The organism is Acinetobacter sp. YH01024, from assembly GCF_013420195.1.
Taxonomy (GTDB): domain Bacteria; phylum Pseudomonadota; class Gammaproteobacteria; order Pseudomonadales; family Moraxellaceae; genus Acinetobacter; species Acinetobacter amyesii.
Genome location: NZ_VOYQ01000004.1, coordinates 20,609 through 42,679 on the forward strand (window position 1 = coordinate 20,609; position 22,071 = coordinate 42,679).

Sequence of the window (22,071 nt, forward strand, 5' to 3'; positions counted from 1 at the left end):
CATAACACGGCATTGCGTTAAAGTGATGGGATCAATCTGTAGGATTCGCTATAGTATTGAACAGTAATACACCTTTCTCATACGTCGTAACACTGTTTCGCTTAGATCGTTTCAGTGTGATAAAAATGGACGATAAAGCGAGGGTGAATGCATGTGGATGATTCAGTGAAAACAATGACAAAAGGACATCATCATGAGTAATACTGTTCGATTACATCGTGTTTTTAGTGCACCTGTAGAGCGCGTTTATCGTGCCTTTGTGGAGCCAGATGCTTTGGTGAAATGGATGGCACCGTATGGATTTACCGCCCATGTGGAACATTCGGATGTGCGTGTAGGTGGCTCGTACCGCATGTCGTTTCAAAATTTTTCAACCGGAACCACACACGCTTTTCATGGTGATTATCATGAAGTCGTGCCGAATCATTTACTGCGCTATACAGACCAATTTGATATGCCAGAGTTAGCCGGTGAAATCGAGGTCACTGTTGAGTTTAAAGCGGTATCAGTAGGAACCGAAGTGACGATTGTACAGGCAGGGTTGCCGAGCGTTATTCCACCTGATGCCTGTTATTTGGGTTGGCAGGAGTCTTTACAGTTGCTGGCTTTTTTAGTGAATCCAGCGATGCCCGATGAATAATTTGAAGAATGATCGAAAAACTGTAAATAGATGATGGAGGGCTTAATGACCGTACATATTAAACGTATTTATGATGAGATAAGCCCAGATGACGGTAAACGCATATTGGTCGATCGCTTGTGGCCGCGTGGTATCAGTAAAGTGAGCGCAGAGCTAGATTTGTGGCCGAAGGCATTGACGCCATCGACAGATTTACGTCGTTGGTATCATCAAGACGAGGCAATGGCTTCTCGTTGGGACGAGTTTAAACAGCGCTATTTGCAAGAAATACAGCCGCATCAAGCCGAGTTAGAACAACTGCGCGCATGGGAAAAAGAGGAGCCGCTGACCTTACTCACAGCGGCCAAACATATGGATAAAAATCATGCGCATATCTTAAAAGCGTTGATATTAAACACCTCATTAGAGATCTAAAATTTAAACCGATTAGTGCTGTGGCGTTGTGTTATTTAAATCGTCATAACTTCACTAAACCATACGATATTTATGGTTTTTAAGTTTATGAAATACATAAAAATGTTATATTAAGTTTTTATGGATTTTTGCGTCCATCTTTTTTGAGGTCTTTTATGTCTTTACCCAATTGTCCCCAATGTAATTCTGAATATACCTATAATGATGGTGACTTACTGATTTGTCCTGAATGCTCACACGAATGGCGTGAAGGCGAAAGCGCTGCTGATGAGCAGGTGCTGATTAAAGATGCCAATGGCAATGTATTGACCGATGGTGACACGGTTACTGTGGTGAAAGACCTTAAAATTAAAGGTTCATCTTCAGTGGTGAAAGTGGGCACCAAAGTTAAAAATATCCGTCTTTTAGCCGATGCAACAGATGGTCATGACATTGATTGTAAAATTGATGGTATAGGAGCAATGAAACTCAAATCTGAATACGTGAAAAAAGTTTAAGTTTCGTTTTTGTTCGCTCCAAAGCAACTTTCAATTATCCTAAGCGAAGGCCACACTTGGCTTGGGATGTCTACTTAAACATGAAATAGATAACTAATCCGCTATAGATTTTACTTTTCAGCCTGCATAATAGACGCATTACGGGTTTGAAATGTCTTTACTATGCCGCATATTCATTTGGAATATTCCAATAACCTTGAGCTGGAGCCTCGTCCTTTACTTAAAGCGCTGAACGCTGCCTTATTTGAATCAGGTCATGTCAGTGCCATCAATGATATTAAGAGCCGTGCTGTCGCTCAGCAAGATTTTGTTGTGGGTTTGGATGAACACGCCCAACATGCGTATATGCATGCCAAAGTTTCATTATTGACGGGTCGAACGATCGAAGTGCAAAAGCAAATTTCATTGTTGTTATTGGACGTGTTGAAACAACATGTCACAGCTTCAGCAGTAGAAGTGCAACTTTGTGTTGAAATTTTAGAAATGAATAAAGCGACCTATTCGAAGCAGATCGTCAGTCCTTAAGGCCTTTATTCATGCGTTGAGTAATGCGCCTCTATTCACAAATACAGCATGATGAAAGAATGATGAAATCCGACTTCGGTCGGATTATTTTTTATTGGAATTATTTATTGAAAATCATTTTCTTAGTGATTAAATTTTAAGCCTTTACTCTGATCAAAAAAGACATTGAAAAATGTGACCGAGTTCATTTATATTCTGTAGATCAGGTTGAATTTCCAACAACAAATCCTGATCGAATAATAGATAAAACAATGAAAATGAAGGGGTAACATATGTCGGGATGGTACGAGATCAGTCATTCTAATGATCAGCAGTTTCGTTTTGTATTAAAAGCAGGGAACGGTGAAATCATTTTAACGAGTGAATTATATAAAGCGAAAGCATCAGCCCAAAACGGGATTGAGTCTGTACAAAAGAACAGTTCAGATGACAGTCGTTTTGAACGACTGACGGCCAAAAATGGCAAACCATATTTTAATTTGAAAGCGGCAAACCATCAAATTATTGGGACCAGCCAATTTTATGCCAGTGAGCAATCACGCGATAAAGGCATTGAATCAGTTAAAACCAATGGTGCAAGTACCCAAATTAAAGATCTAACTGCTTAAATTTGAAACAACCTGATCGAGACAGTCAACGCGGGATAAACAAAACCTGAAGGCTCGTCAAAATCACAAGATCAAAAGCAATATGGTTCTCAAATAAGCGCTGTTGGGTTGGATGCTCTTAAATCTAGATCAGGCTTATTTGACGGTACAAGGAAGTACCACAACTTCACTGGCTAGAGTGGTGAACGATGAATAAGCAGAATCATATTTTGTATTATGGGCTCATTACGATTTTGATCATCGTCATGGGTTGGATGATTGCGTCTCCGTATTGGGTGTTGTATCAAATACGTCAAGCCTATGAGCACAATCAACCTGAAAAAATTGCTCAATATATCGATTTTGCGGCAGTCAAATCGAGTCTAAAACCACAAGTTGAAGACCTCATTCAACAGAAAACTGGGCTACAGCATTTACCCGAATTTGCCCAGTCTTGGGGTGGGCAGCTCAGCACAGTCCTCAGTGCAACGCTAGTCGACAGTCTGGTCAATCCAACCAGTATCATGCTGCTTTTACAAGGCAAAGCATTAAAAGAGTCGATCCAACTACCAGAAATAACCAAACTGACCAATCCGAGCATGATTAGCCCAGGGATTGAACTATTCACGCATGCTGAAAATAAGGTCGCAGAACAACCTTATGCGTCAACACTATCCAAAAATGACGAAACTGCAACCGCTGTTGCTTTAAAGCAAAGCCAGCCACTTGAACCCAAAGCCAGCTATAGCGCTTGGAATCGATTTGATCTGTATGTGCCGCTCCAAGGCCTAAGCGAAGAAAAATATACCGTATTTAGTATGCAACGCCGCGGTTGGAGCTGGAAGATCGTTAAAATTCAACTTCCAAACGCCGCCCAGAACAATGCTTCATAAAAAATAAAATAAATAGGTGCCAGAGATGCAAGATAAAATCAAAATAGTTGGTGACCAACAGGCCGCTGACGAAATTCTGCAATTTTTAGCCAATTGGGATGAGGTCATCTGCCAATTGAAAATTGAAAATATTGCTGAATCCTGCGCAGCAGATGTGTACTTTTTTGATGCCAGTTGTGAAATGCGTGGCTTAATGGCATATCAAAAAATGTGGGAATTTTATCGGGAGTATTTTCGTGAAGGCTTAAAGGTATTTAGGCGGGAATTGGTCATCCATGCAGATCCTGATATTGCCTTTCTGCACTGTTATTCCAAAATTGATGATCAGAGCGGAATACCAACGCCGGGGATCTCGTGGTGTCGTAATACCATTGGGATGAAAAAAACGCAGTCTCAATGGAAGATCGTTCATCAACATATTTCTGTTCCCGTGGATATTGTGACTCATCAAAGTAAAGTGATTACCTTTTAATTCCTCTCGAAACGCAGTATGAAAAACAGAGCTATAAAGCTCTGTTTTTTTCTTTGCAAATCATTACATGAAATGCGTATGCAGCCCTAAAACTTCAGCCTAAATTAAAAAATAATGACCATCGTTCAGGATAAGAAAATGGATCATAAAAATAATAAATTAGCGCAAGAATTTGAATCATCACCATCAGGTCAAAAGCAAGGCTTGCAAGACCTGAACGCATCGAAGCAAATGCCCCCTGCAGATTTACATAAAGTGATTCGAATCACGGCAGGATTTATCATCGGCAGTTTGCTGATTGCCGCCTTATATCTTGGCAAAGATATTTTTATTCCATTGGCACTCGCAATTTTATTGGCTTTTTTAGTTGATCCTTTGGTGATGAAACTACGCGGTTGGGGACTTCCGCAGATGCCATCTATATTTATTGTGGTTGGTTTGGCTTTGGCGATTTTATCCGGCGCGGCCTCTTATTTGGGTTATCAACTGGGGCAATTAAGCCAAGAATTACCGCAATATCAGGGCACGATTCAAAAGAAAATGGATTCTATTCGTCAATTTGCACGCGGCCCGAGTGTTTGGGATGGCGCAAAAACCACCATAGATACCGTTGAAAATTCGATAGATGATGTGGTGCCAGAAGAGAAAAATCCTAAAGTGCAACAAGTGAAAGTGGTGGGGCAACAACAAACCACGGCTGAAGCGGTCATGGCTTGGAGCGAGCGGGTGCTCAATCCCTTGGCAACTGCGGGTATTGTTTTTTTGTTTGTGATTCTGATTTTGGTTAATCGGAAAGATTTGCATGATCGTTTCCTTAAGCTGCTGGGCGGTAATTTAAATATTGGAACTGACGCACTAGATGAAGCGGCCAATCGTATCGGTAAATATTTACGTATGCAGCTGATGGTGAATGTGACCTACGGTATTCCGATGGCTTTGGGACTTTGGTTTATTGGGGTGCCGGCAGCAATTATGTGGGGAATGGTGGCGATTGTGATGCGCTTTGTTCCCTATGTCGGCCCGATGATTTCTGCGATTTTCCCCATTGCACTGGCTTTTGCGGTAGATCCCACATGGAATATGGTGCTGTGGACAGTCGGCTTAATCCTGCTCTTAGAGTTGGTCAGTAATAATATTATTGAGCCTTGGTTGTATGGGGAAAGTACTGGACTTTCAACTTTAGCCATTATCATCGCAGCCATGTTTTGGACGGCGGTGTGGGGGCCAATTGGTTTAATTTTATCGACGCCTTTAACCGCGTGTTTATTGGTGCTTTCAAGCTATGTACCATCCTTAGGTTTTATTAAAACCCTGATCGGTAGTACGCCTGCATTGGCACCGCATGAGCGCTTCTATCAAAGATTAGTCGCTGATGATGTGCAAGATGCCATGGATGTTGCACAGACTTTTATTGCTGAAAAGTTACCGAAGGATGCGACGGATGAAATCAAGGCACGGCGGGTTAATGCGTTTTATGCCAAAGTCGCGATTCCAGCCATACGGATTTTTTCGAGAGGCCACAACACCGAGGCCAGTGCTGAACATCGACTACGTTTACATCAGGGATTAAAACTGTTTACTCATAGTTTTCAACGGGCATATCCAGTTGCACAGCAGGATCAGAAAGCAGCGGTGTTATGTATCGGGGCACGTTGGGAAATTGATGTTCAAGTATCGGCTATGTTGGCGCATAGCCTAAGCTTAAGCAGTATTCCGGCTCAGGCTTTTAGCGACGTATTGATACAAAATCAGCATCAAAGTATAGATGATATCCAAGAGGATATTCAGATCGTATGTATTTCGATTTTCCATACGGCACCAGAAGCTCAAATTCGCCTTTTAAGCCATGTTTTTAAGGCACAGTTTCCAGATAAAAAACTGATTTTTGCACTGTGGAGCTGTGATGAGATATCCCAATTAGATGCGATCAAAGAAAATTTCACCGTCGATGCAGTGGTCAATAATATGAATGACTTGTTATTAACCATTGAAGCTTTTCAATTGAAGCAGGGTGAATCTTGGTTGGATGAGCCTGATCCTAGCGTTGAAGCACAGCGCTTAAAAGCATTAGAAGAACTGAATGTTTTGGATGATCGGAATTTACCGATTTATGAACAATATATTGAAGAAGCCCGACAAGCCTTCGATGTGAAATATGCACAAATCTCTTGGGTCAAGCAAGACTGGGTCTATACCCCAGGTAGCCCTTTGGCTCAGGCTACCGAGCAACCGATGCAGGTGCGCCAGTCCAAGCAAGACTCGATCTGCAGCCATTTGGTGTATCAAAATGAACGCTTGATTATTGAAGACCTACAACGTGACCCACGCTTTGCGCATTTACCTGAATTGATGCATAACCGCATTCGCTTTTATGCAGGCGTTGCACTTAGAGACCGTAATGGGGTGGCCCTGGGAAGTTTCTGTGTTTTAGATCGGCAGCCGAATCAAATGACCGATGATGATATGAGTCTTTTAAAAGGCCTAGCGGCAGATTTGATGAATACGCTCAGTGATGAAAATGCGAAACGAAAAAAATGTGAAGAGATACAGCAACTGAATGATTCATCTCTATAAATTTAAATCATGTAGCAGATCCATTTAAACTGGAGTTTCAGTGAAAAGCATTCTAAGATGGCTCTAATATAATTATTCGAGCCAAAGACATGAACAAAAATAATGTCATCTGGCAACTTTTATTGGGCTACGTTGCTGCATTGGGTTGTAGTGTGAGTTTTGCTCAAATTCAAGGAAATTATTTTTCACATAAGGATTGGGAAATCGCTTGTGATAATACGGGGACTTGTCGCGTTGCAGGTTATCAGGCGGAGGGCAATCAGCCCGCTATTTCTGTATTATTACAACGTGCTGCGGGCGCTCAAGCGCAAGTCAGCGCACGAGTGAAACTCGATCCTGAAACGTTAAGTGCGGCAAATAAACCACTTCAACTTTACACTTTAGGTAAAAATCAGGGAACTGTGCAGCTTGATGCCAAAACTGCGGAAGGTCAGTTAAGTGCAGCTCAAACTCAAAAACTGATTCAAGCCTTACAAGCCAACCAACCAATTGTGTGGAAAGGCAACAACAAAACATGGTTATTGTCTGTGCAGGGCGCTAGTGCAGTTTTACTCCGTATGGATGATTTTCAAAAGCGCATAGGGACAAATTCGGCATTATTGCGTAAAGCCAATAGTAGTTCGGCCAATGTACTCAAACCGAAAAGTATTCCGAAAGTGAATATTCAAAATTACAGTAAGGGCTTACAAACACGGTATGCCGTCAATGCGCCCACAGCCAAACAATTGTTTGGATTGATAAAGAAGAAAACGACAGTAGAAGATTGTCCTCAACTCTTTGATGCAAATTTCTTAGAGGATGATCGGGTCGTGGTGTTTCCAATCAATGGGAAAAATGCCTTGGTCGAAGTGCCATGTTGGCGTGGGGCATATAACAGTGGTAATGGCTATTGGCTGATGGATCGAAATTTAAAGCAAATCAAACAATCCGTGACCTTTTCCGGAAGTGGTTTTAGCGAAGGGCAGATTTTCTCCAATCAACGTGGACGAGGCATTGGCGACTGTCATAGTACGGGGGAGTGGTCATGGAATGGTCAGCGTTTTATCCAAACCTATATGGCAAAAACCACACAGTGCAAAGGATTTGCTGGTGGTGCGTGGGAAATTCCAACCTTGGTCTATCGCGTTCAACTCGACTCTTAATTTGAAAAAGCCCTGATATTCAGGGCTTTAAATGATGCAGCGTTTTATTCTATCGGGTTTAAATAAATAACCGAGTACTTTAAAAACGTTTTGGAATTTTCTGTCCTCCGACAACTGGTGATTCAGCGATTTTCAACACACCAAATAGCCATGTTTCGGCATGATGAACAGCCGTTTTGAGCTCATCACCTAAGGCTAAACGCCCTGCAATAAAACTCGCCAATGAACAGCCCGAACCATGATATTCCCCATCCAGTCGTGGACAACGGGTTTCAGAGACTAATTCACCCTGAACGTACAACGAGTTTTGGATATAGTCAGGCGTATTTTCATGCCCACCTTTTACTAATACCGCTTGAGCACCCATCGCAAAAAGTTGCGCAGTTGCTTTAGAAATATCCTCTTCACCTGTGAGCGCACGTAATTCTACGGTATTGGGTGTAAGCACAGTGGCAAGTGGAATCAGTTCTGCAAAGGCTTTGACCAAAGTTGCTTGATCGCCCAAAGAACCACCACTATTGGCAACTAAAACGGGGTCGAGAACATAATGATATTCGGGATGTTCACGTAAAAACTCAGCGAGAGCCGCGATATTTTCAGTCGTTCCTAACATTCCTGATTTTACACAGCGAATAGGGAGGTCACCGACGACGGCATGTGCTTGAGCCAGCAATAACTCACGAGAGGTCGCTTCAAACGAATACACTTGTTGTGAGTTTTGAACGGTTAATGCTGTACACGCAATGGCAGCATGTGCGCCACTTTGACCAATGGCTTCAATGTCCGCTTGCAGTCCTGCACCACCTGAAGGGTCAAGACCTGAAAAGCACAGTACAGTAGGGCGCACAATGATGTCCTTATTACACAAAATTTGCGATAGTATAGGCAACTTTGAGCGAACACTCGATAGTATTTTTGCAGAAGTGAATGGATAAGGTACAAGCTGTGATTAAGAATATATTGATCGATCTCGATGGAACATTAACAGATCCAAAAGTTGGCATTACTACTTCAGCACGCTATGGACTGGCGAAAATTGGACATCCCATTTCGGATGAGACCAATATCGATTGGATCATTGGGCCACCTTTGAAAGCCTCTTTGGCCAAAATCCTCAATGTCGATGTGCATAATGTACTTGCAGATCAGGCTTTACTAGGCTATCGCGAGCGCTTTGCAGTGACTGGCTTATTTGAAAATAAAGTCTATCCTGCCGTTGCCGACACTCTAGCAACTTTACAACAGCAAGGCTTTCACTTGTACGTCGCTACAGCAAAGCCGACGGTCTATGCCCGCCAAATTTTAGAACATTTTGATTTGGCAAAATATTTTACTGTGATCTATGGCAGTGAACTGAACGGTGAGCGAACCAACAAAGGCGATTTAATTGAATACATTTTGCAGCAAGAACAGTTGGATGCGAAGGAATGTGTGATGGTGGGAGACCGTGAGTACGATATTTTAGGCGCGCGCCGTAATGCTGTGCCGAGTATTGCTGTGAGCTATGGTTATGGTAGTACAGAAGAAATTCAAATGGCTGCACCAGCGCTAGTAATTGACGGTTTTAACGATTTGATTTCGAGTATTGAGCAATTGCAGCAGCAGAAAGTGTCGTAGTTGCACCGAACCTAATGAATGATGCTGATTATTTAAAGATAATCAGCAAAATGAGCAAGATCACCCCACAGAAAAGCCATTTGAGCAAAGGAGACTCATCATTTTTGATGGTTTCTGCTTCGAGTGCGATACCATGTTTGTCGTAAACAAATACAAAATGTGCATTTGCGCTTAGAGCCATTTCTTGAATGGCTTGTAGCTCGAGTGCGCTGACTTCTTCACTTAAGCGTTCTTTTAACTGAATAAAAATAACCGGCTGTCCAAACTCATACCACTTGAAGTGGATCTGTTGTATGAGTTGGTTGAAGCACTGTTCTGCAACATGATAGTTTCGGACAAAACTTCCACGTTCTATAAAAGCCAGAGGGCAGTTTTGTTCAGCTACAATTTGATGATCACGCGTTAAAACTTGCATTTGATCATAATGAATCTGTACCCAAACTGCGTCAGGAAAAGACGCTAATTTTTCTTCTAACATTACTTTTAGGTTTCATTATTATTTTAGTGGATAGCAGTATGTCATTAAAATTTAGAGAAAAATATAGCTGAGATATAAAAAACACATCGATCTATCGAGTTTTTATCTTAAAACGTCTTTCGCAGTTTTGTCACTTTGAATTTTTAACTTCTACAATTGAAATATCTAAATCTTAAGTGTGTTTTTAAAGCCATTATCCTTTTTCTAGAAAACTGTTTCTCATCTGATTTATGTAATCGATCTTGTAACTGTTTCAGGCTTTTGAAAAAATTCAGACAGAAAACAATAAAGCTGAATGCTATGTCCAAATCATTTTTATTCCCTAGTCAGTGGCTCAAACCTTTGCACCCACGTGATCCACATGAGCATCATCGTGTCGCGACCTCTTTAGAATTGCTTTTTGACTTGATCTTTGTCGTGGCGATCGCAACAGCAGGGCAGCAACTGCATCATGCCATTGTTGAAAATCATTTAGCTCAGGGTTTAACGCTGTATGGCATGGTGTTTTTTGCCTTGTGGTGGGCGTGGATGAACTTTAGTTGGTTTGCTTCGGCGTATGATAATGATGATGCGCTCTATCGAATCTTAACTTTTGTTCAGATTATTGGCTCTTTGGTCATTGCTGCTGGTATTCCAAGCGCTTTTCAAAAGCAGGATTTTGACGTAATTGTGATTGGTTATGCCATTATGCGTCTCGGCTTAGTTACGCAGTGGTTTCGCGTTGCAAAGCATGATCTGTCCCGTCGGAAAACTGCATTACGCTATGCTTTTGGCATCATACTGGTACAAGTCGGGTGGCTGTTCTTTCATTTTTCACCGCTGCATTTCACCGTTTATCTTTTCATTTTGCTCGCAATTGCTGAACTGTCTGTGCCAGTTTTTGCAGAAGCTGCAAGCCGTACACCGTGGCATGCGCATCATATTGCAGAGCGATATTCACTGCTCACCATTATCGTTTTAGGCGAATCTATTGTCGGCTGTTCGATTGCGATGACTGATGCATTAACGAATCAACGTTTTAGTACTGAACTGATCTTTTTGATGGTAGGCGGCCTGATGATGATGTTCACCATGTGGTGGTCTTATTTTGATACCAGTATTGCAGAGCGTCTAAATAGCCGAAAAATGGCATTTACTTGGGGTTATGGACATTTCTTTGTCTTTATTAGTATTGCGGCGATTGGTGCTAGTTTAGCTGCCGCAGTCGATGTGGTTTCGCATGAGGCACTGATTAGTTCTGAAAAAGAAAGCTACTTTGTGGCGATCAGCCTCGTGATTTATACGACAAGTTTATATTTACTCCATGAATTGCATCATCAAAGTGGCTTTAGAAAACTTTTATATCCTTTAACCGTGGTGATTGTTTTGTGTATTCCGTTGTTTATTACTCCTGCGGGTTATGCAATATTTGCGATGGCAGTGGTATATGCATTGAGATTGATGTTTACAAAATGCTATTTGGCAAGATAAGTTAATGATATGATATTCATCAATAATTCGTTATATTGCTGATGAAAATAACGTCCAAGAATCATCAAATAAAGATAAAACATAGAGGATTATATGAAAGGGCAAATACTAGATTTTTCTGTTCAAAATAATACAGGCATCATCAGCGGAGATGATCAGAATCGTTATCAATTTTCTGGAAGCGATTGGAAAGGGCAAACTGTTCCTGCTCGTGGACAATTTGTTGATTTTGAGACAAGTGGAATGGGTTACGCAACCGATATTTACTTAGTCGCTGTGCCGAATGCTTTAGGCACGCAATACGGTCAAAAGAGTCGAATTGTTGCTGCACTCTTAGCATTCTTCCTTGGTGGATTTGGTATCCATAAATTCTATTTGGGTCGTATTGGATGGGGGATTGTGTATCTACTATTCTGTTGGACCTTTATTCCATCCATTGTTGCTTTTATTGAATTTATTATTTATCTATGCACTTCAGATGAAGATTTTGCACGTAAATATGGCTAAATTTTTGTGTTAAAAGATAAGGCGCATTGTGCGCCTTATTTTATTGTTGCAGATCTCTAGCGGGTTGCCCCCATTGGTTGTTCTCGGCTTTGGTGTCTGTAGCCCACCAGATAATCAGTGGGATGATCCCAATGATTGTGAGCATTAAAAGTTGCCACCAACCTGAACGTCCTGTGTCATGTAGTCGACGTGCGCCAACAGCTAAGCTAGGAATGAGTAAAACGATATTAGTAATATTTTCTAGCCAAGGTTCACTGCCAATAACGAAATCGCAAACAGAGGCAAGTATAATGACCAATATACAAAATAGCCAAAAGAACCAGAACTCTTTACGTCGAGCACGTCCTTCAAATTCAGCAAACTTTTTCAGTGGTTTGAATGACCACGCGAAAAAGTCATAGTTTTCCTCTTCTTCACTGTAGTTTGTTCGCGTATTGGTGGAAAAACTTTGTTGGCGTAATGCAATATAGACTTGAATCGCTTGCCCACTTTCATCCAAAGCAAAATCAACCTGTTCTCCACGTGTAGGTGGTCTTTGACCTCGCCATTCATGACCAGCAAATTGATAGTGTTTTCCATCTTCAGCACTAATCACCCCAGTATTAGTTTGAATCGAAAAATCTAGTATTTGTCCTTTCATATTTTTCCTGAGTTAATGTGCTGTTGATAGGGTGGCTACATAAATAGTAGCCACGATTTTTTATTTATTTTGCAGGTTGTCCCCATTGGTTTACTTCAGGTTTAGTTTCCGTTGCAAGCCAAATTAGGACTAAAATCGGTCCAACGAGTGGAATCATTTGTATTAACCAATACCAACCGGATTTATTAATATCATGTAAACGACGTACTGCAACAGAAAGGGACGGAATAACCATTGCTAAGATGAAAATACCTGTGAATATTCCTCTGGTTCTAAGCACTGAATCGACAATCAGAGTAATAATCATTGCGATAAGATAGACCAAAACAAAAAACCAATATTCTTTACGGCGTGCACGTCCAGTAAAGTTGGCATAATTTTTTAGACATTTGACAAACCAATCAATCATGTTGAATTTTGATTCAGCTTGGTCTTGGTTTGAAATTTTATCGAGGTGCTGTGAAATTTGTTGAATAGGATTACTGCTGCCAAGAGCATTGAATACTTGAACAGCTTGACCTTCTGGACTGATATCGAAATCTACATGATCGCCACGTTTAGGTGAGTTCTGGCCACGCCATTCTGCACCTGTAAACTCATAACGGTTTTGATCATCTCCACTGATGATGCCTGAATTGGTTTGTACTGAATAATCTAATATCTGACCTTTCATTCTGTCCTCTTTTTTTATGTGATTTTTATTAATTGATGTATTTTTATACCGTTTTATATTAGCAGAATATGAATTAAATTAAATGCATAGATTTGCTTGGGTGAATGAAATTCTTCATAAAAAAAGCGGAACACTTGGTTCCGCTTTTGATATTTCGCTGAAAAATTTATTACCAGCTTAACGCACCACCAGTTTGGTAGTCAGTTACGCGAGTTTCAAAGAAGTTCTTCTCTTTACGTAAGTCCATCATTTCTGACATCCACTGGAATGGGTTATTAACACCAGCAAATTGTTCAGGCAAGCCCAATTGGCTCAAACGACGGTTACAGATGAACTTCAAGTATTCTTCCATCATGCCTGCATTCATACCCAATACACCGCGTGGCATCGTGTCACGTGCATATTCGATTTCAAGCATTGTGCCTTCAAGAATCATTTGAATGATTTCTTCTTGGAACTCAGCAGTCCATAGGTGAGGGTTCTCGATCTTGATTTGGTTGATCATGTCGATACCAAAGTTCAAGTGCATAGATTCATCACGTAAGATGTATTGGAATTGCTCAGCAACACCATTCATCTTGTTACGACGACCCATAGACAAGATTTGGCTGAAACCACAGTAGAAGAAGATACCTTCAAGTACGCAGTAGAACGCGATCAAGTTGCGAAGCAAGATTTGGTCGTTTTCAGGTGTACCTGTTTTGAACGTAGGATCACTTAAAGATTGTGTATATTTCAGACCCCAAGCTGCTTTACGAGCCACTGAAGGAATCTCACGGTACATGTTGAAGACTTCGCCTTCGTCCATGCCTAAAGATTCGATACAGTATTGGTAAGCGTGCGTGTGAATCGCTTCTTCAAATGATTGACGTAAGATGTACTGACGGCATTCAGGGTTGGTGATGTGACGGTAGATTGCAAGAACCAAGTTGTTTGCAACCAATGAATCCGCAGTCGAGAAGAAACCTAAAGAACGCATAACAATGGTACGTTCATCTTCGGTTAAGCCATTTTCAGACTTCCAAAGTGCGATGTCATGGTTCATGTTCACTTCTTGCGGCATCCAGTGGTTTGCACAACCGTCTAGATATTTTTGCCAAGCCCATTCGTATTTGAATGGTACAAGTTGGTTTAAGTCAGCGCGGCAGTTGATCATCGCTTTATCGTCAACTTGAACACGCTGAGCACCCATTTCTAGCTCCTCTAAGCCAGGTGCAACGTCTAGATTTTCTAGAGCGTTAGATGCTCTTGCCAACGGATCGGTTGGATCTGTTGGTCGATTTGTACTGGTTCGAGCGGGTTGTGCAGCTGCCAAATTCGGCGATGAGTGCTGTGCATTAGATACCACTTGCGAATCAGTCGTTTTTTGCGGTTCGACGGGCGCAGGCTGGTGAGCTTGTGCAGCTTGTTTCGGTTCATCATCTTCGAAATCGTCCCAACTTAGGATAGACATATCAATTCTCACAAATTATACGCTTCACTTATTTACAAAGCATGAATGAGTGTGTGAAAAACAATCAAGCATTTGTAAAGTTAGGCGATTTAGTTATTTAATAAATTTGGGAGCTATTGTAGTTTTTATTGGCCTAATTTGATAGATGAAATAGTTGTTTAATTAACCATTGAGGTAGTAATTGTCATCTAATTTTTTGATTTTAATAATATTAATATTTGTTAATAATTAATTGAAAAAAACAATAAAAATCATTTGGTTATATATTTTAAATACGATTAAAAACCTCGGAATTAGAGGCCTTGTTTTAAATGTAGACTGTGATGAAATGGTCTGTTTTATCAGTTTTTGAACACTTAGCAGGTTTTTTTAAATTTAAATAAATGGACAAAAATATTATTTATTTTGATTACGCGATTTATATGCCTTGAACCAGAAATAGGCGATCGGGACATAAAAAGTCAAAATAAAGGAAACCACCAAGGCAATTAACCCTAACTGATAGTTATGCGTCATATGTGGCATGGTGGTGTCCTTGATTGTTAAATATTAAATCCTCCCCAAACCCCTCCTTTAATAAAGGAGGGGATTTCCGTGAATTATTTTGTTTTCACGGAAGTCCCCCTTTGGAAAAGGGGGATTTAGGGGGATTAGAAATATAATTTGTTGAATTATATTTCCTTGTGAGATTTAGCAACTTGAGTCACTAATGTCTCTTCAATATCTTGAGCTTGAATATCTGAGGAGTGTCCAGCGCTTCCACTTGTCATTAAGTAACAAACTAGAAGTACTCGGTATATAACTCTTTCAGACTCTTCAATAACTACACGCACTTTCTTCCGAAAATCTTTCAACTTCTTCGACATGTTCGCTCCTAAACGGAATCAATCAATACGAAGTAGCAAGAGTGAGTTCTTATGCTAACCACTCATAAGAATCAACCATTGCTAGATCGCAATGATGAGATAAATCCCGGTTGATTCCTAATTCAGTTAACTTACTGACAAGCCTCACAATCAGGGTTGTCAATTGAACATGCTTGTGGCACTGGCGCTGCATTTGCAAAACCGTCTTCCTCTGCAGGAACTTCTGGTTTTGCTTCAGGTGCTGCGACCGCGGCAACAGGAGCTGCTACAGTTGCAGGTTTAACTGCATTTAACGCACCTGTGTTAATGGTTGATTTCTCAGCAGAAGTCGCACCCAATGCACGTAGGTAGTAAGTGGTTTTTAGACCACGTAACCATGCCATTTTGTACGTCATATCAAGTTTCTTACCGTTTGCACCAGAGATGTAAAGGTTAAGAGACTGAGCTTGGTCGATCCATTTTTGACGACGTGATGCAGCATCAACAATCCAACGTGGCTCAACTTCGAACGCAGTCGCGAAGATTGCTTTAAGCTCTTCAGGAATACGTGCAATTTTTTGAACCGAACCTTCGAAGTGTTTCAGGTCGTTCACCATTACAGAATCCCAAAGACCGCGATCTTTTAACGCACGTACTAGGTACGGGTTGATCACTGTGAATTCACCAGAAAGGTTAGATTTCACATACAAGTTTTGGAATGTTGGTTCGATTGATTGCGATACGCCACAAATGTTCGAAATGGTTGCAGTCGGTGCAATCGCCATCACGTTTGAGTTACGCATACCGTCTTTTTGAACTTTAGTACGTAAAGTATCCCAGTCCAAACGTGTTGTACGGTCAACTTCGAACATACGGTCAGGACGTGCTTTTTGTACGATATCTAAAGAGTCAATTGGCAAGATACCTTGATCCCAAAGTGAACCTTTAAATGTCTCGTAAGTACCACGTTCAAGTGCCAAGTCGCTAGACGTTTGGATTGCGTAGTAAGAAATCACTTCCATAGATTCGTCAGCGAACTCAACCGCAGCATCAGAACCATAAGCCAATTTCATTTCGTATAAAGCATCTTGGAAGCCCATGATACCCATACCCACTGGACGGTGTTTCAAGTTCGAGTTACGAGCTTGAGGAACAGCGTAGTAGTTGATGTCAATCACGTTGTCGAGCATACGAACAGCAGTTTTTACTGTACGAGCAAGTTTTTCACGATCTAACACACCGCCTTGAACGTGTTGTACAAGGTTGATTGAACCTAAGTTACATACTGCGATTTCATCTTCGTTAGTGTTCAGCGTAATTTCTGTACACAAGTTAGAAGAGTGAACTACACCCACGTGTTGTTGTGGTGAACGTAAGTTACATACGTCTTTGAATGTGATCCAAGGGTGGCCAGTTTCAAACAACATAGACAACATTTTGCGCCATAAGTCTTTCGCACGGACTTTCTTATGTAGCATGTTGGTTTCTTTCGCAATGCCTTCGTAGTAAGCATAGCGTTCAGCAAATTCTGCACCTGTTAGGTCATGCAAATCAGGTGTTTCAGATGGTGTGAACAGTGTCCATTCAGCATCTTCGAATACACGTTGCATAAACAAATCAGGAACCCAGTTCGCTGTGTTCATGTCGTGTGTACGACGACGATCATCACCCGTGTTCTTACGAAGTTCTAGGAATTCTTCGATGTCCAAGTGCCAAGTTTCAAGGTATGCACATACTGCACCTTTACGTTTACCACCTTGGTTAACTGCAACAGCAGTATCGTTGGCAACTTTAAGGAACGGTACAACACCTTGTGACTTACCATTCGTACCTTTGATGTACGAGTTAAGCGCACGAACAGGCGTCCAGTCATTACCTAAACCACCCGCCCATTTAGACAACATTGCGTTATCACGCATTGCGCCATAAATGTTGTAAAGGTCATCTGAAATCGTTGTTAAGTAACAGCTAGATAACTGTGGACGTAAAGTACCCGAGTTAAATAGAGTAGGCGTAGACGCCATGTAATCGAAGCTAGACAATAAGTTATAGAATTCGATTGCACGTTCTTCACGGTTGTCTTCGTTCAATGAAAGACCCATTGAAACACGCATGAAGAATAATTGTGGTAATTCGAAACGTACGCCATCTGAGTGGATGAAGTAACGGTCAAATAAGGTTTGTAGACCTAAATAAGTAAATTGGTTTGAGCGTTCTGGTTGAATCGCAGCAGCCAATTTTGCAAGGTCAAAGTTAAGTAGTTCTGGAGAAAGAAGATCAAGCTCGATACCTTTCTTCAAGAAAGTTTCTAAAGCGTCGCCTTCATTCGTGTCAGTATCTAAACCTAAGAACTCTAAACCTGTAGCAACAAGGTCATTACGCAATAAACGCGCAGTCACATATGTATAGTTTGGTTCTTGTTCGATACGTGTACGAGTAGCCATCATCATGGTCGTTGAGATGTCTGACTCTTTTACGCCGTTATAAAGGTTTTTTACAGTCTCATCGATAATCGCTCGAACATCGATGCCTTCTAAACCTTCAGCTGCTTTAACAATATTTGCCTCAAGCGCGCCAAGATCAAGCGGTTTAAGCTGACCGTTTGAACCTGTCACTTGTAAAGTAGGGTGGTGGTGAGCACCAGTTTGTTTACGAGCTTCGGCACGTTGTTCGCGGTAAATCACGTAAGAGCGAGCAACTTTTTGCTCACCTGTACGCATAAGCGCAAGTTCAACCTGATCCTGAATTTCTTCAATATGAATGGTACCGCCAGAAGGTAAACGACGGTTAAAGGTATTCAATACCATCTCAGTTAATTGAGAGATACGGTCATGAATACGGCTGGAGTCAGCGCTTTGCTGGCCTTCAACGGCCAAGAACGCTTTACCAATCGCCACAGAGATTTTTTCTGCATCAAAAGGTGCAACGTCACCGGTGCGTTTAATCACCTGAATTTGACCAGGGGTTGAATTCGTTACGCTCATGCTAGCATAGCTCCATTTGTCATCTATTTTTATGTTAGGACCGTTTGAACTGGGCAATTTTTATGCCACAGTGTTTGAGGTTTAAACACAAGACCTAGTGGTTTAAAAATTTATTGAACACAAGATACGGGAAAATTCAGGGTATATCAATATTGACATTTTACTAAATGCTTTGAACTTTTCTGGCAGAAATCCATCTCAAAAAATCCCTATTTTTTATCTTTGTTATATATGCCTTATCCGACAAGGGCATAGCATAGCAAAGTCGAAAAAGAGTGCTTATAGATAACATTGTGGATAACTTCAGAAAGCCTAAAAAGTTGTGAATTAATCAGTCAGTTTTTATTCGATGAAAATGTATCCAAATTTATAATTGTTGCTATTGTGAGCAATAGGTCATGGAAATGATTGGTAAATACGGCTGCAAAAATGTAGCAGGTTAAAATTTATTACAAAATACGATATTGATGTATCAGTTTGGTGAATGCCATCTTGTTTACAATGTAAACGTGTGTATATTGCAAACTATGTTTAAGCGTATCTATCGGATTTCAAATAGGATACGCCCAATCAAATAAGGGGCAATCAATGAGCCAAGAAGAAAAGTTACCTAAAATTTTAATTGTTGAAGACGATGAGCGTCTTGCTCGTTTAACTCAAGAATACTTAATCCGTAACGGACTTGAAGTTGGGGTAGAACCAGACGGTAATCGTGCGATTCGCCGTATTATCGCTGAACAACCAGATATGGTATTACTCGACGTGATGCTTCCGGGTGCAGATGGTTTAACCATTTGTCGTGAAGTTCGTCCACACTACCATCAACCAATTTTAATGTTGACTGCACGTACCGAAGACATGGACCAAGTGTTGGGTCTAGAAATGGGTGCAGATGACTATGTTGCAAAACCTGTTCAACCTCGCGTTTTACTTGCGCGTATTCGTGCATTATTACGTCGTACAGACAAAGCACCAGAAGATGAGGTTGCACAGCGCATCGAATTTGATGATCTTGTAATTGATAATGGTGGTCGTTCTGTCACACTCAATAATGAGTTGGTTGACTTTACTAGTGCGGAATATGACCTTTTATGGTTGTTGGCATCTAATGCGGGTCGCATTCTTTCTCGTGAAGATATCTTTGAGCGTCTTCGTGGTATTGAATACGATGGTCAAGACCGTTCAATCGACGTGCGTATCTCGCGAATTCGTCCAAAAATTGGCGATGATCCAGAAAACCCGAAACGCATTAAGACAGTACGTAGTAAAGGTTATTTATTCGTAAAAGAAACCAACGGCATTTAATGTAAAATACCGTCCCTCAGTTTGGCAAAGTAGGACACTTTTACGTGTTTAAACACAGTATATTTTTGCGCGTTTATGCGGGGCTACTGATTTTAGTCTTTTTAGTCGCTACATTTGGCTATTTGCTGGTGCAAATCATTAACTACCAGCGCGCGCAAGAATATCGTGAATCGCTTACTGACGGTTTGGCTTTCATTATAAGTGAAGGTATTGCACGTCAGCCAAATGAACAACAAAAGTCAGATTGGGTGTCAGATGCATCCGATCTACTTGAGTTGCCTATTTATTATGTAAAAGCTAATCAGGTTGATTTAACCCGAGCGGAAACCAAACGTATAGAAGAGCGTAAAGCTGTAGTGCGTTGGGACGCACAAACCACAGCAGCTTATATTATTATTGGCTTAAAAGATGACCCTTCACATCTACTGTATATAAAAGCTGATAATATTTCAGAACGCCAAATGAAAGCATTGCCTGTATTTATACTGGATTATTTGGTGTATTACCCTGGTCAAGAAAAACAATATCTTGAAAAAATCCAGCACCATTTTTCATATCCAATTTCAATTCAAAATGTTCAGAGTTTACCTTTAGATTCTGAGCAAATCGGCCGACTGCGCTTAGATCACAGCATTATTTTGTATCGTGATAGTGCGACGGAGCGCGGCACGACCATTTCGATCGTATCGCCAATTCCAAGCTCAACTTCAGAAGTCTTGGTCATGGGGCCGGTACCGCTATTTAATTGGATGCCTTTTCAGTTGGCAGCTGGTATTACGCTACTGAGCTTGTTTGTCTTGAGCTTGGGTGTTTATGGCCTATTGGTGCCGATGCAACGTAAGCTGCGTGCTGTAAATTATGCGTTAAATAAAATGAAGGGCGGGGACTTATCTGTACGTCTGCCTGTCGAAAGTACCGATGAATTTGGTACTTTAGCATCGAGCTATAACTCCATGTCAGATCATATTGAGCGTTTAATTGAAGCACAGCGTGAGTTGATGCGCGCGGTATCGCATGAATTGCGAACACCTGTGGCGCGAATTCGCTTTGGTGTAGAAATGATGGCGGATGAAGATGACTACGACTACCGTCAGCAGCAAGTTGAACAAATCGACAAAGATATCGAAGCGCTTAATACCTTGATTGATGAAATCATGACTTATGCCAAGCTCGAACAAGGCATGCCATCTTTAGAGTTTGAAGATGTCAGCTTGTTTGAAGTTTTAGATCAGGTCTTGATTGAAACCGAAGCCTTAAAGACAGGGAAAACCTTGGAATTGCAAGCACCACCAATTGGAGTGATTGTGGAAACCGAGCGTCGCTATTTACATCGCGTTGTACAAAACTTAGTGGGCAACGCAGTGCGTTATTGTGATGATAAAGTGCTGATCAGTGGTGGTGTGAATGATGAAGGCATGGCCTATATCTGTGTTGAAGATGATGGCCCTGGTATTCCGGAAGAGGATCGTAAGCGTATTTTTGATGCCTTTGCACGCTTAGATGATAGTCGTACCCGTGCTTCAGGGGGCTATGGTTTAGGTTTATCGATTGTCAGCCGTATTGCTTACTGGTTTGGTGGAACAGTTGGTATTGATGAAAGTCCAACTTTAGGTGGGGCGCGTTTTACCATGACATGGCCTGCGACACGTTTTAAGAAAAATAAACCGAAGCTAGATGGTAAAGAGCTTAGTGCCAATGACAGCTAAGCGAGCTAAGAAATCTAGCTCAGCTGCATTTAGCGAATGATACATATAAAAAAGCCATTCAATTTGAATGGCTTTTTGATATCAGGTTTTTACTTATTCGGTAATCGTTGCATCAGGTTCAATAATGGGTTTGCCATTTTTCAGAGCAGAAAGGGCATCTGTATTGAAATCGATGAGTAAAGAGTTGTTTTTTGCATCGATAGAATAATTGCTAATGAGTTTTTGGTCGCCGTTTAGGGTTTCAAGTTTATATTCATCTGCAATATTCATAATCCCGTTAAGGTTGGTGGTTGCAGAAGCTAAATCTTGACGTAATAATTCATAGATATCACGTAAATCAAAAATGGCATTTTGAGCATCAGGGTGCTTATCTAAGTAGTTTTTAATATGGTGAATCACCAATTGCGCAGATAGAAAATAATCAGGTTTATGCGTAAATTCTAAAGTCATTATTGTCTCTCCGTTGTGATTGCTTTTTGTGTTTTAACTACAAATATCACACTCTTTATAGGTCGTGTCAAAGAATTGCAAAAAAGCCACAAGAAGCTAAAAAAATGTCTTTTTACATAGAACCAATACAGCTGGCTTTTCATTTGAAGAAAAGATCAAAAGCAAAAGAAGTGAATAAAGAAACAACAAAGTTGAGGTG

General features: G+C 41.0%; 23 protein-coding genes. 14 read left to right on the top strand and 9 right to left on the bottom strand.

The window, feature by feature from the left end; all coding sequences use genetic code 11:
- Window positions 1-193 precede the first annotated feature (193 nt).
- The 9 genes from FTT88_RS03135 (at window position 194) to FTT88_RS03175 (ending at window position 7,744) form a co-directional block, all read left to right on the top strand.
- Window positions 194-640 (top strand): SRPBCC family protein, encoded by a 447-nt coding sequence (locus FTT88_RS03135; protein WP_180004731.1) that lies wholly within the window; start codon window positions 194-196, stop codon window positions 638-640.
- A gap of 45 nt (window positions 641-685) precedes the next feature.
- Window positions 686-1,054 (top strand): DUF488 domain-containing protein, encoded by a 369-nt coding sequence (locus tag FTT88_RS03140; protein WP_180004732.1) that lies wholly within the window; start codon window positions 686-688, stop codon window positions 1,052-1,054.
- 155 nt (window positions 1,055-1,209) lie between these two features.
- A complete protein-coding gene (locus FTT88_RS03145; protein ID WP_078192316.1) occupies window positions 1,210-1,551 on the top strand; it encodes a zinc ribbon domain-containing protein YjdM in 342 nt (113 codons plus the stop codon).
- Between the two features lie 162 nt (window positions 1,552-1,713).
- On the top strand, window positions 1,714-2,076 hold the full coding sequence (locus FTT88_RS03150; RefSeq protein ID WP_180004733.1) for a 5-carboxymethyl-2-hydroxymuconate Delta-isomerase: 363 nt from the start codon (window positions 1,714-1,716) through the stop codon (window positions 2,074-2,076).
- Window positions 2,077-2,348: 272 nt separating this feature from the next.
- Window positions 2,349-2,684 (top strand): YegP family protein, encoded by a 336-nt coding sequence (locus tag FTT88_RS03155; protein WP_168378556.1) that lies wholly within the window; start codon window positions 2,349-2,351, stop codon window positions 2,682-2,684.
- A 188-nt stretch (window positions 2,685-2,872) separates the two neighbouring features.
- Complete coding sequence (locus tag FTT88_RS03160; RefSeq protein WP_180004734.1) at window positions 2,873-3,556, top strand: DUF2939 domain-containing protein; 684 nt, start codon at window positions 2,873-2,875, stop codon at window positions 3,554-3,556.
- Between the two features lie 25 nt (window positions 3,557-3,581).
- Complete coding sequence (locus FTT88_RS03165; protein ID WP_218946117.1) at window positions 3,582-4,028, top strand: nuclear transport factor 2 family protein; 447 nt, start codon at window positions 3,582-3,584, stop codon at window positions 4,026-4,028.
- A 138-nt stretch (window positions 4,029-4,166) separates the two neighbouring features.
- The gene (locus FTT88_RS03170) at window positions 4,167-6,602 is read left to right on the top strand and encodes an AI-2E family transporter (protein ID WP_257223072.1); all 2,436 of its coding nucleotides are present in this window, start codon (window positions 4,167-4,169) and stop codon (window positions 6,600-6,602) included.
- A gap of 89 nt (window positions 6,603-6,691) precedes the next feature.
- Complete coding sequence (locus tag FTT88_RS03175; protein WP_180004735.1) at window positions 6,692-7,744, top strand: DUF1176 domain-containing protein; 1,053 nt, start codon at window positions 6,692-6,694, stop codon at window positions 7,742-7,744.
- Between the two features lie 79 nt (window positions 7,745-7,823).
- On the opposite strand, the gene FTT88_RS03180 is transcribed toward FTT88_RS03175, so the two are convergent.
- Complete coding sequence (locus tag FTT88_RS03180; protein ID WP_078191115.1) at window positions 7,824-8,591, bottom strand: hydroxymethylpyrimidine/phosphomethylpyrimidine kinase; 768 nt, start codon at window positions 8,589-8,591, stop codon at window positions 7,824-7,826.
- A gap of 98 nt (window positions 8,592-8,689) precedes the next feature.
- On the opposite strand from FTT88_RS03180, the gene FTT88_RS03185 reads away from it, so the two are divergent.
- Window positions 8,690-9,361 (top strand): HAD-IA family hydrolase, encoded by a 672-nt coding sequence (locus tag FTT88_RS03185; RefSeq protein WP_180004759.1) that lies wholly within the window; start codon window positions 8,690-8,692, stop codon window positions 9,359-9,361.
- A 28-nt stretch (window positions 9,362-9,389) separates the two neighbouring features.
- Here FTT88_RS03185 and FTT88_RS03190 read toward each other — a convergent pair whose 3' ends face one another.
- Window positions 9,390-9,839, bottom strand: a complete 450-nt coding sequence (locus FTT88_RS03190) for a hypothetical protein (RefSeq protein WP_180004736.1) — start codon at window positions 9,837-9,839, stop codon at window positions 9,390-9,392.
- 300 nt (window positions 9,840-10,139) lie between these two features.
- Between FTT88_RS03190 and FTT88_RS03195 the strand changes: the two genes are divergently transcribed.
- Complete coding sequence (locus FTT88_RS03195) at window positions 10,140-11,309, top strand: low temperature requirement protein A (protein WP_180004737.1); 1,170 nt, start codon at window positions 10,140-10,142, stop codon at window positions 11,307-11,309.
- A 93-nt stretch (window positions 11,310-11,402) separates the two neighbouring features.
- Window positions 11,403-11,816, top strand: coding sequence for a TM2 domain-containing protein (locus FTT88_RS17275; RefSeq protein WP_228144741.1), 414 nt, complete (start codon window positions 11,403-11,405; stop codon window positions 11,814-11,816).
- A 40-nt stretch (window positions 11,817-11,856) separates the two neighbouring features.
- Here FTT88_RS17275 and FTT88_RS03205 read toward each other — a convergent pair whose 3' ends face one another.
- The 6 genes from FTT88_RS03205 to FTT88_RS03225 all read right to left on the bottom strand — a co-directional run bounded on the left by FTT88_RS03205 (window position 11,857) and on the right by FTT88_RS03225 (window position 18,411).
- Entirely contained in the window at window positions 11,857-12,456 is a 600-nt protein-coding gene (locus tag FTT88_RS03205; RefSeq protein WP_180004738.1) for a DUF805 domain-containing protein, read from the bottom strand.
- 64 nt (window positions 12,457-12,520) lie between these two features.
- A complete protein-coding gene (locus FTT88_RS03210) occupies window positions 12,521-13,129 on the bottom strand; it encodes a DUF805 domain-containing protein (RefSeq protein WP_180004739.1) in 609 nt (202 codons plus the stop codon).
- 169 nt (window positions 13,130-13,298) lie between these two features.
- Window positions 13,299-14,582: a ribonucleotide-diphosphate reductase subunit beta gene (locus FTT88_RS03215; RefSeq protein ID WP_078191110.1), complete on the bottom strand. Its 1,284-nt coding sequence runs from the start codon at window positions 14,580-14,582 to the stop codon at window positions 13,299-13,301.
- Window positions 14,583-14,978: 396 nt separating this feature from the next.
- Window positions 14,979-15,107, bottom strand: coding sequence for a hypothetical protein (locus FTT88_RS17280; RefSeq protein WP_257220656.1), 129 nt, complete (start codon window positions 15,105-15,107; stop codon window positions 14,979-14,981).
- 146 nt (window positions 15,108-15,253) lie between these two features.
- Window positions 15,254-15,448: a hypothetical protein gene (locus tag FTT88_RS03220; protein WP_180004740.1), complete on the bottom strand. Its 195-nt coding sequence runs from the start codon at window positions 15,446-15,448 to the stop codon at window positions 15,254-15,256.
- A 131-nt stretch (window positions 15,449-15,579) separates the two neighbouring features.
- Complete coding sequence (locus FTT88_RS03225) at window positions 15,580-18,411, bottom strand: ribonucleoside-diphosphate reductase subunit alpha (protein WP_180004741.1); 2,832 nt, start codon at window positions 18,409-18,411, stop codon at window positions 15,580-15,582.
- A 588-nt stretch (window positions 18,412-18,999) separates the two neighbouring features.
- Here FTT88_RS03225 and bfmR point away from each other — a divergent pair.
- Both bfmR and bfmS read left to right on the top strand, forming a co-directional pair.
- The gene (gene bfmR, locus FTT88_RS03230) at window positions 19,000-19,716 is read left to right on the top strand and encodes a response regulator transcription factor BfmR (protein WP_067764711.1); all 717 of its coding nucleotides are present in this window, start codon (window positions 19,000-19,002) and stop codon (window positions 19,714-19,716) included.
- Between the two features lie 44 nt (window positions 19,717-19,760).
- Entirely contained in the window at window positions 19,761-21,422 is a 1,662-nt protein-coding gene (gene bfmS / locus FTT88_RS03235; protein ID WP_180004742.1) for a sensor histidine kinase BfmS, read from the top strand.
- 93 nt (window positions 21,423-21,515) lie between these two features.
- Here bfmS and FTT88_RS03240 read toward each other — a convergent pair whose 3' ends face one another.
- Window positions 21,516-21,872, bottom strand: coding sequence for a hypothetical protein (locus FTT88_RS03240; RefSeq protein WP_078191107.1), 357 nt, complete (start codon window positions 21,870-21,872; stop codon window positions 21,516-21,518).
- Window positions 21,873-22,071: the final 199 nt, after the last annotated feature.

What these genes read in the sequence shown, in the direction of transcription:
- FTT88_RS03135 (WP_180004731.1), top strand. Translation starts at nt 194, where the DNA reads ATGAGTAATACTGTTCGATTACATCGTGTTTTTAGTGCACCTGTAGAG.
- FTT88_RS03140 (WP_180004732.1), top strand. Translation starts at nt 686, where the DNA reads ATGACCGTACATATTAAACGTATTTATGATGAGATAAGCCCAGATGAC.
- FTT88_RS03145 (WP_078192316.1), top strand. Translation starts at nt 1,210, where the DNA reads ATGTCTTTACCCAATTGTCCCCAATGTAATTCTGAATATACCTATAAT.
- FTT88_RS03150 (WP_180004733.1), top strand. Translation starts at nt 1,714, where the DNA reads ATGCCGCATATTCATTTGGAATATTCCAATAACCTTGAGCTGGAGCCT.
- FTT88_RS03155 (WP_168378556.1), top strand. Translation starts at nt 2,349, where the DNA reads ATGTCGGGATGGTACGAGATCAGTCATTCTAATGATCAGCAGTTTCGT.
- FTT88_RS03160 (WP_180004734.1), top strand. Translation starts at nt 2,873, where the DNA reads ATGAATAAGCAGAATCATATTTTGTATTATGGGCTCATTACGATTTTG.
- FTT88_RS03165 (WP_218946117.1), top strand. Translation starts at nt 3,582, where the DNA reads ATGCAAGATAAAATCAAAATAGTTGGTGACCAACAGGCCGCTGACGAA.
- FTT88_RS03170 (WP_257223072.1), top strand. Translation starts at nt 4,167, where the DNA reads ATGGATCATAAAAATAATAAATTAGCGCAAGAATTTGAATCATCACCA.
- FTT88_RS03175 (WP_180004735.1), top strand. Translation starts at nt 6,692, where the DNA reads ATGAACAAAAATAATGTCATCTGGCAACTTTTATTGGGCTACGTTGCT.
- FTT88_RS03190 (WP_180004736.1), bottom strand. Translation starts at nt 9,839, where the DNA reads ATGTTAGAAGAAAAATTAGCGTCTTTTCCTGACGCAGTTTGGGTACAG.
- FTT88_RS03195 (WP_180004737.1), top strand. Translation starts at nt 10,140, where the DNA reads ATGTCCAAATCATTTTTATTCCCTAGTCAGTGGCTCAAACCTTTGCAC.
- FTT88_RS17275 (WP_228144741.1), top strand. Translation starts at nt 11,403, where the DNA reads ATGAAAGGGCAAATACTAGATTTTTCTGTTCAAAATAATACAGGCATC.
- FTT88_RS03205 (WP_180004738.1), bottom strand. Translation starts at nt 12,456, where the DNA reads ATGAAAGGACAAATACTAGATTTTTCGATTCAAACTAATACTGGGGTG.
- FTT88_RS03210 (WP_180004739.1), bottom strand. Translation starts at nt 13,129, where the DNA reads ATGAAAGGTCAGATATTAGATTATTCAGTACAAACCAATTCAGGCATC.
- FTT88_RS03215 (WP_078191110.1), bottom strand. Translation starts at nt 14,582, where the DNA reads ATGTCTATCCTAAGTTGGGACGATTTCGAAGATGATGAACCGAAACAA.
- FTT88_RS17280 (WP_257220656.1), bottom strand. Translation starts at nt 15,107, where the DNA reads ATGCCACATATGACGCATAACTATCAGTTAGGGTTAATTGCCTTGGTG.
- FTT88_RS03220 (WP_180004740.1), bottom strand. Translation starts at nt 15,448, where the DNA reads ATGTCGAAGAAGTTGAAAGATTTTCGGAAGAAAGTGCGTGTAGTTATT.
- FTT88_RS03225 (WP_180004741.1), bottom strand. Translation starts at nt 18,411, where the DNA reads ATGAGCGTAACGAATTCAACCCCTGGTCAAATTCAGGTGATTAAACGC.
- bfmR (WP_067764711.1), top strand. Translation starts at nt 19,000, where the DNA reads ATGAGCCAAGAAGAAAAGTTACCTAAAATTTTAATTGTTGAAGACGAT.
- FTT88_RS03240 (WP_078191107.1), bottom strand. Translation starts at nt 21,872, where the DNA reads ATGACTTTAGAATTTACGCATAAACCTGATTATTTTCTATCTGCGCAA.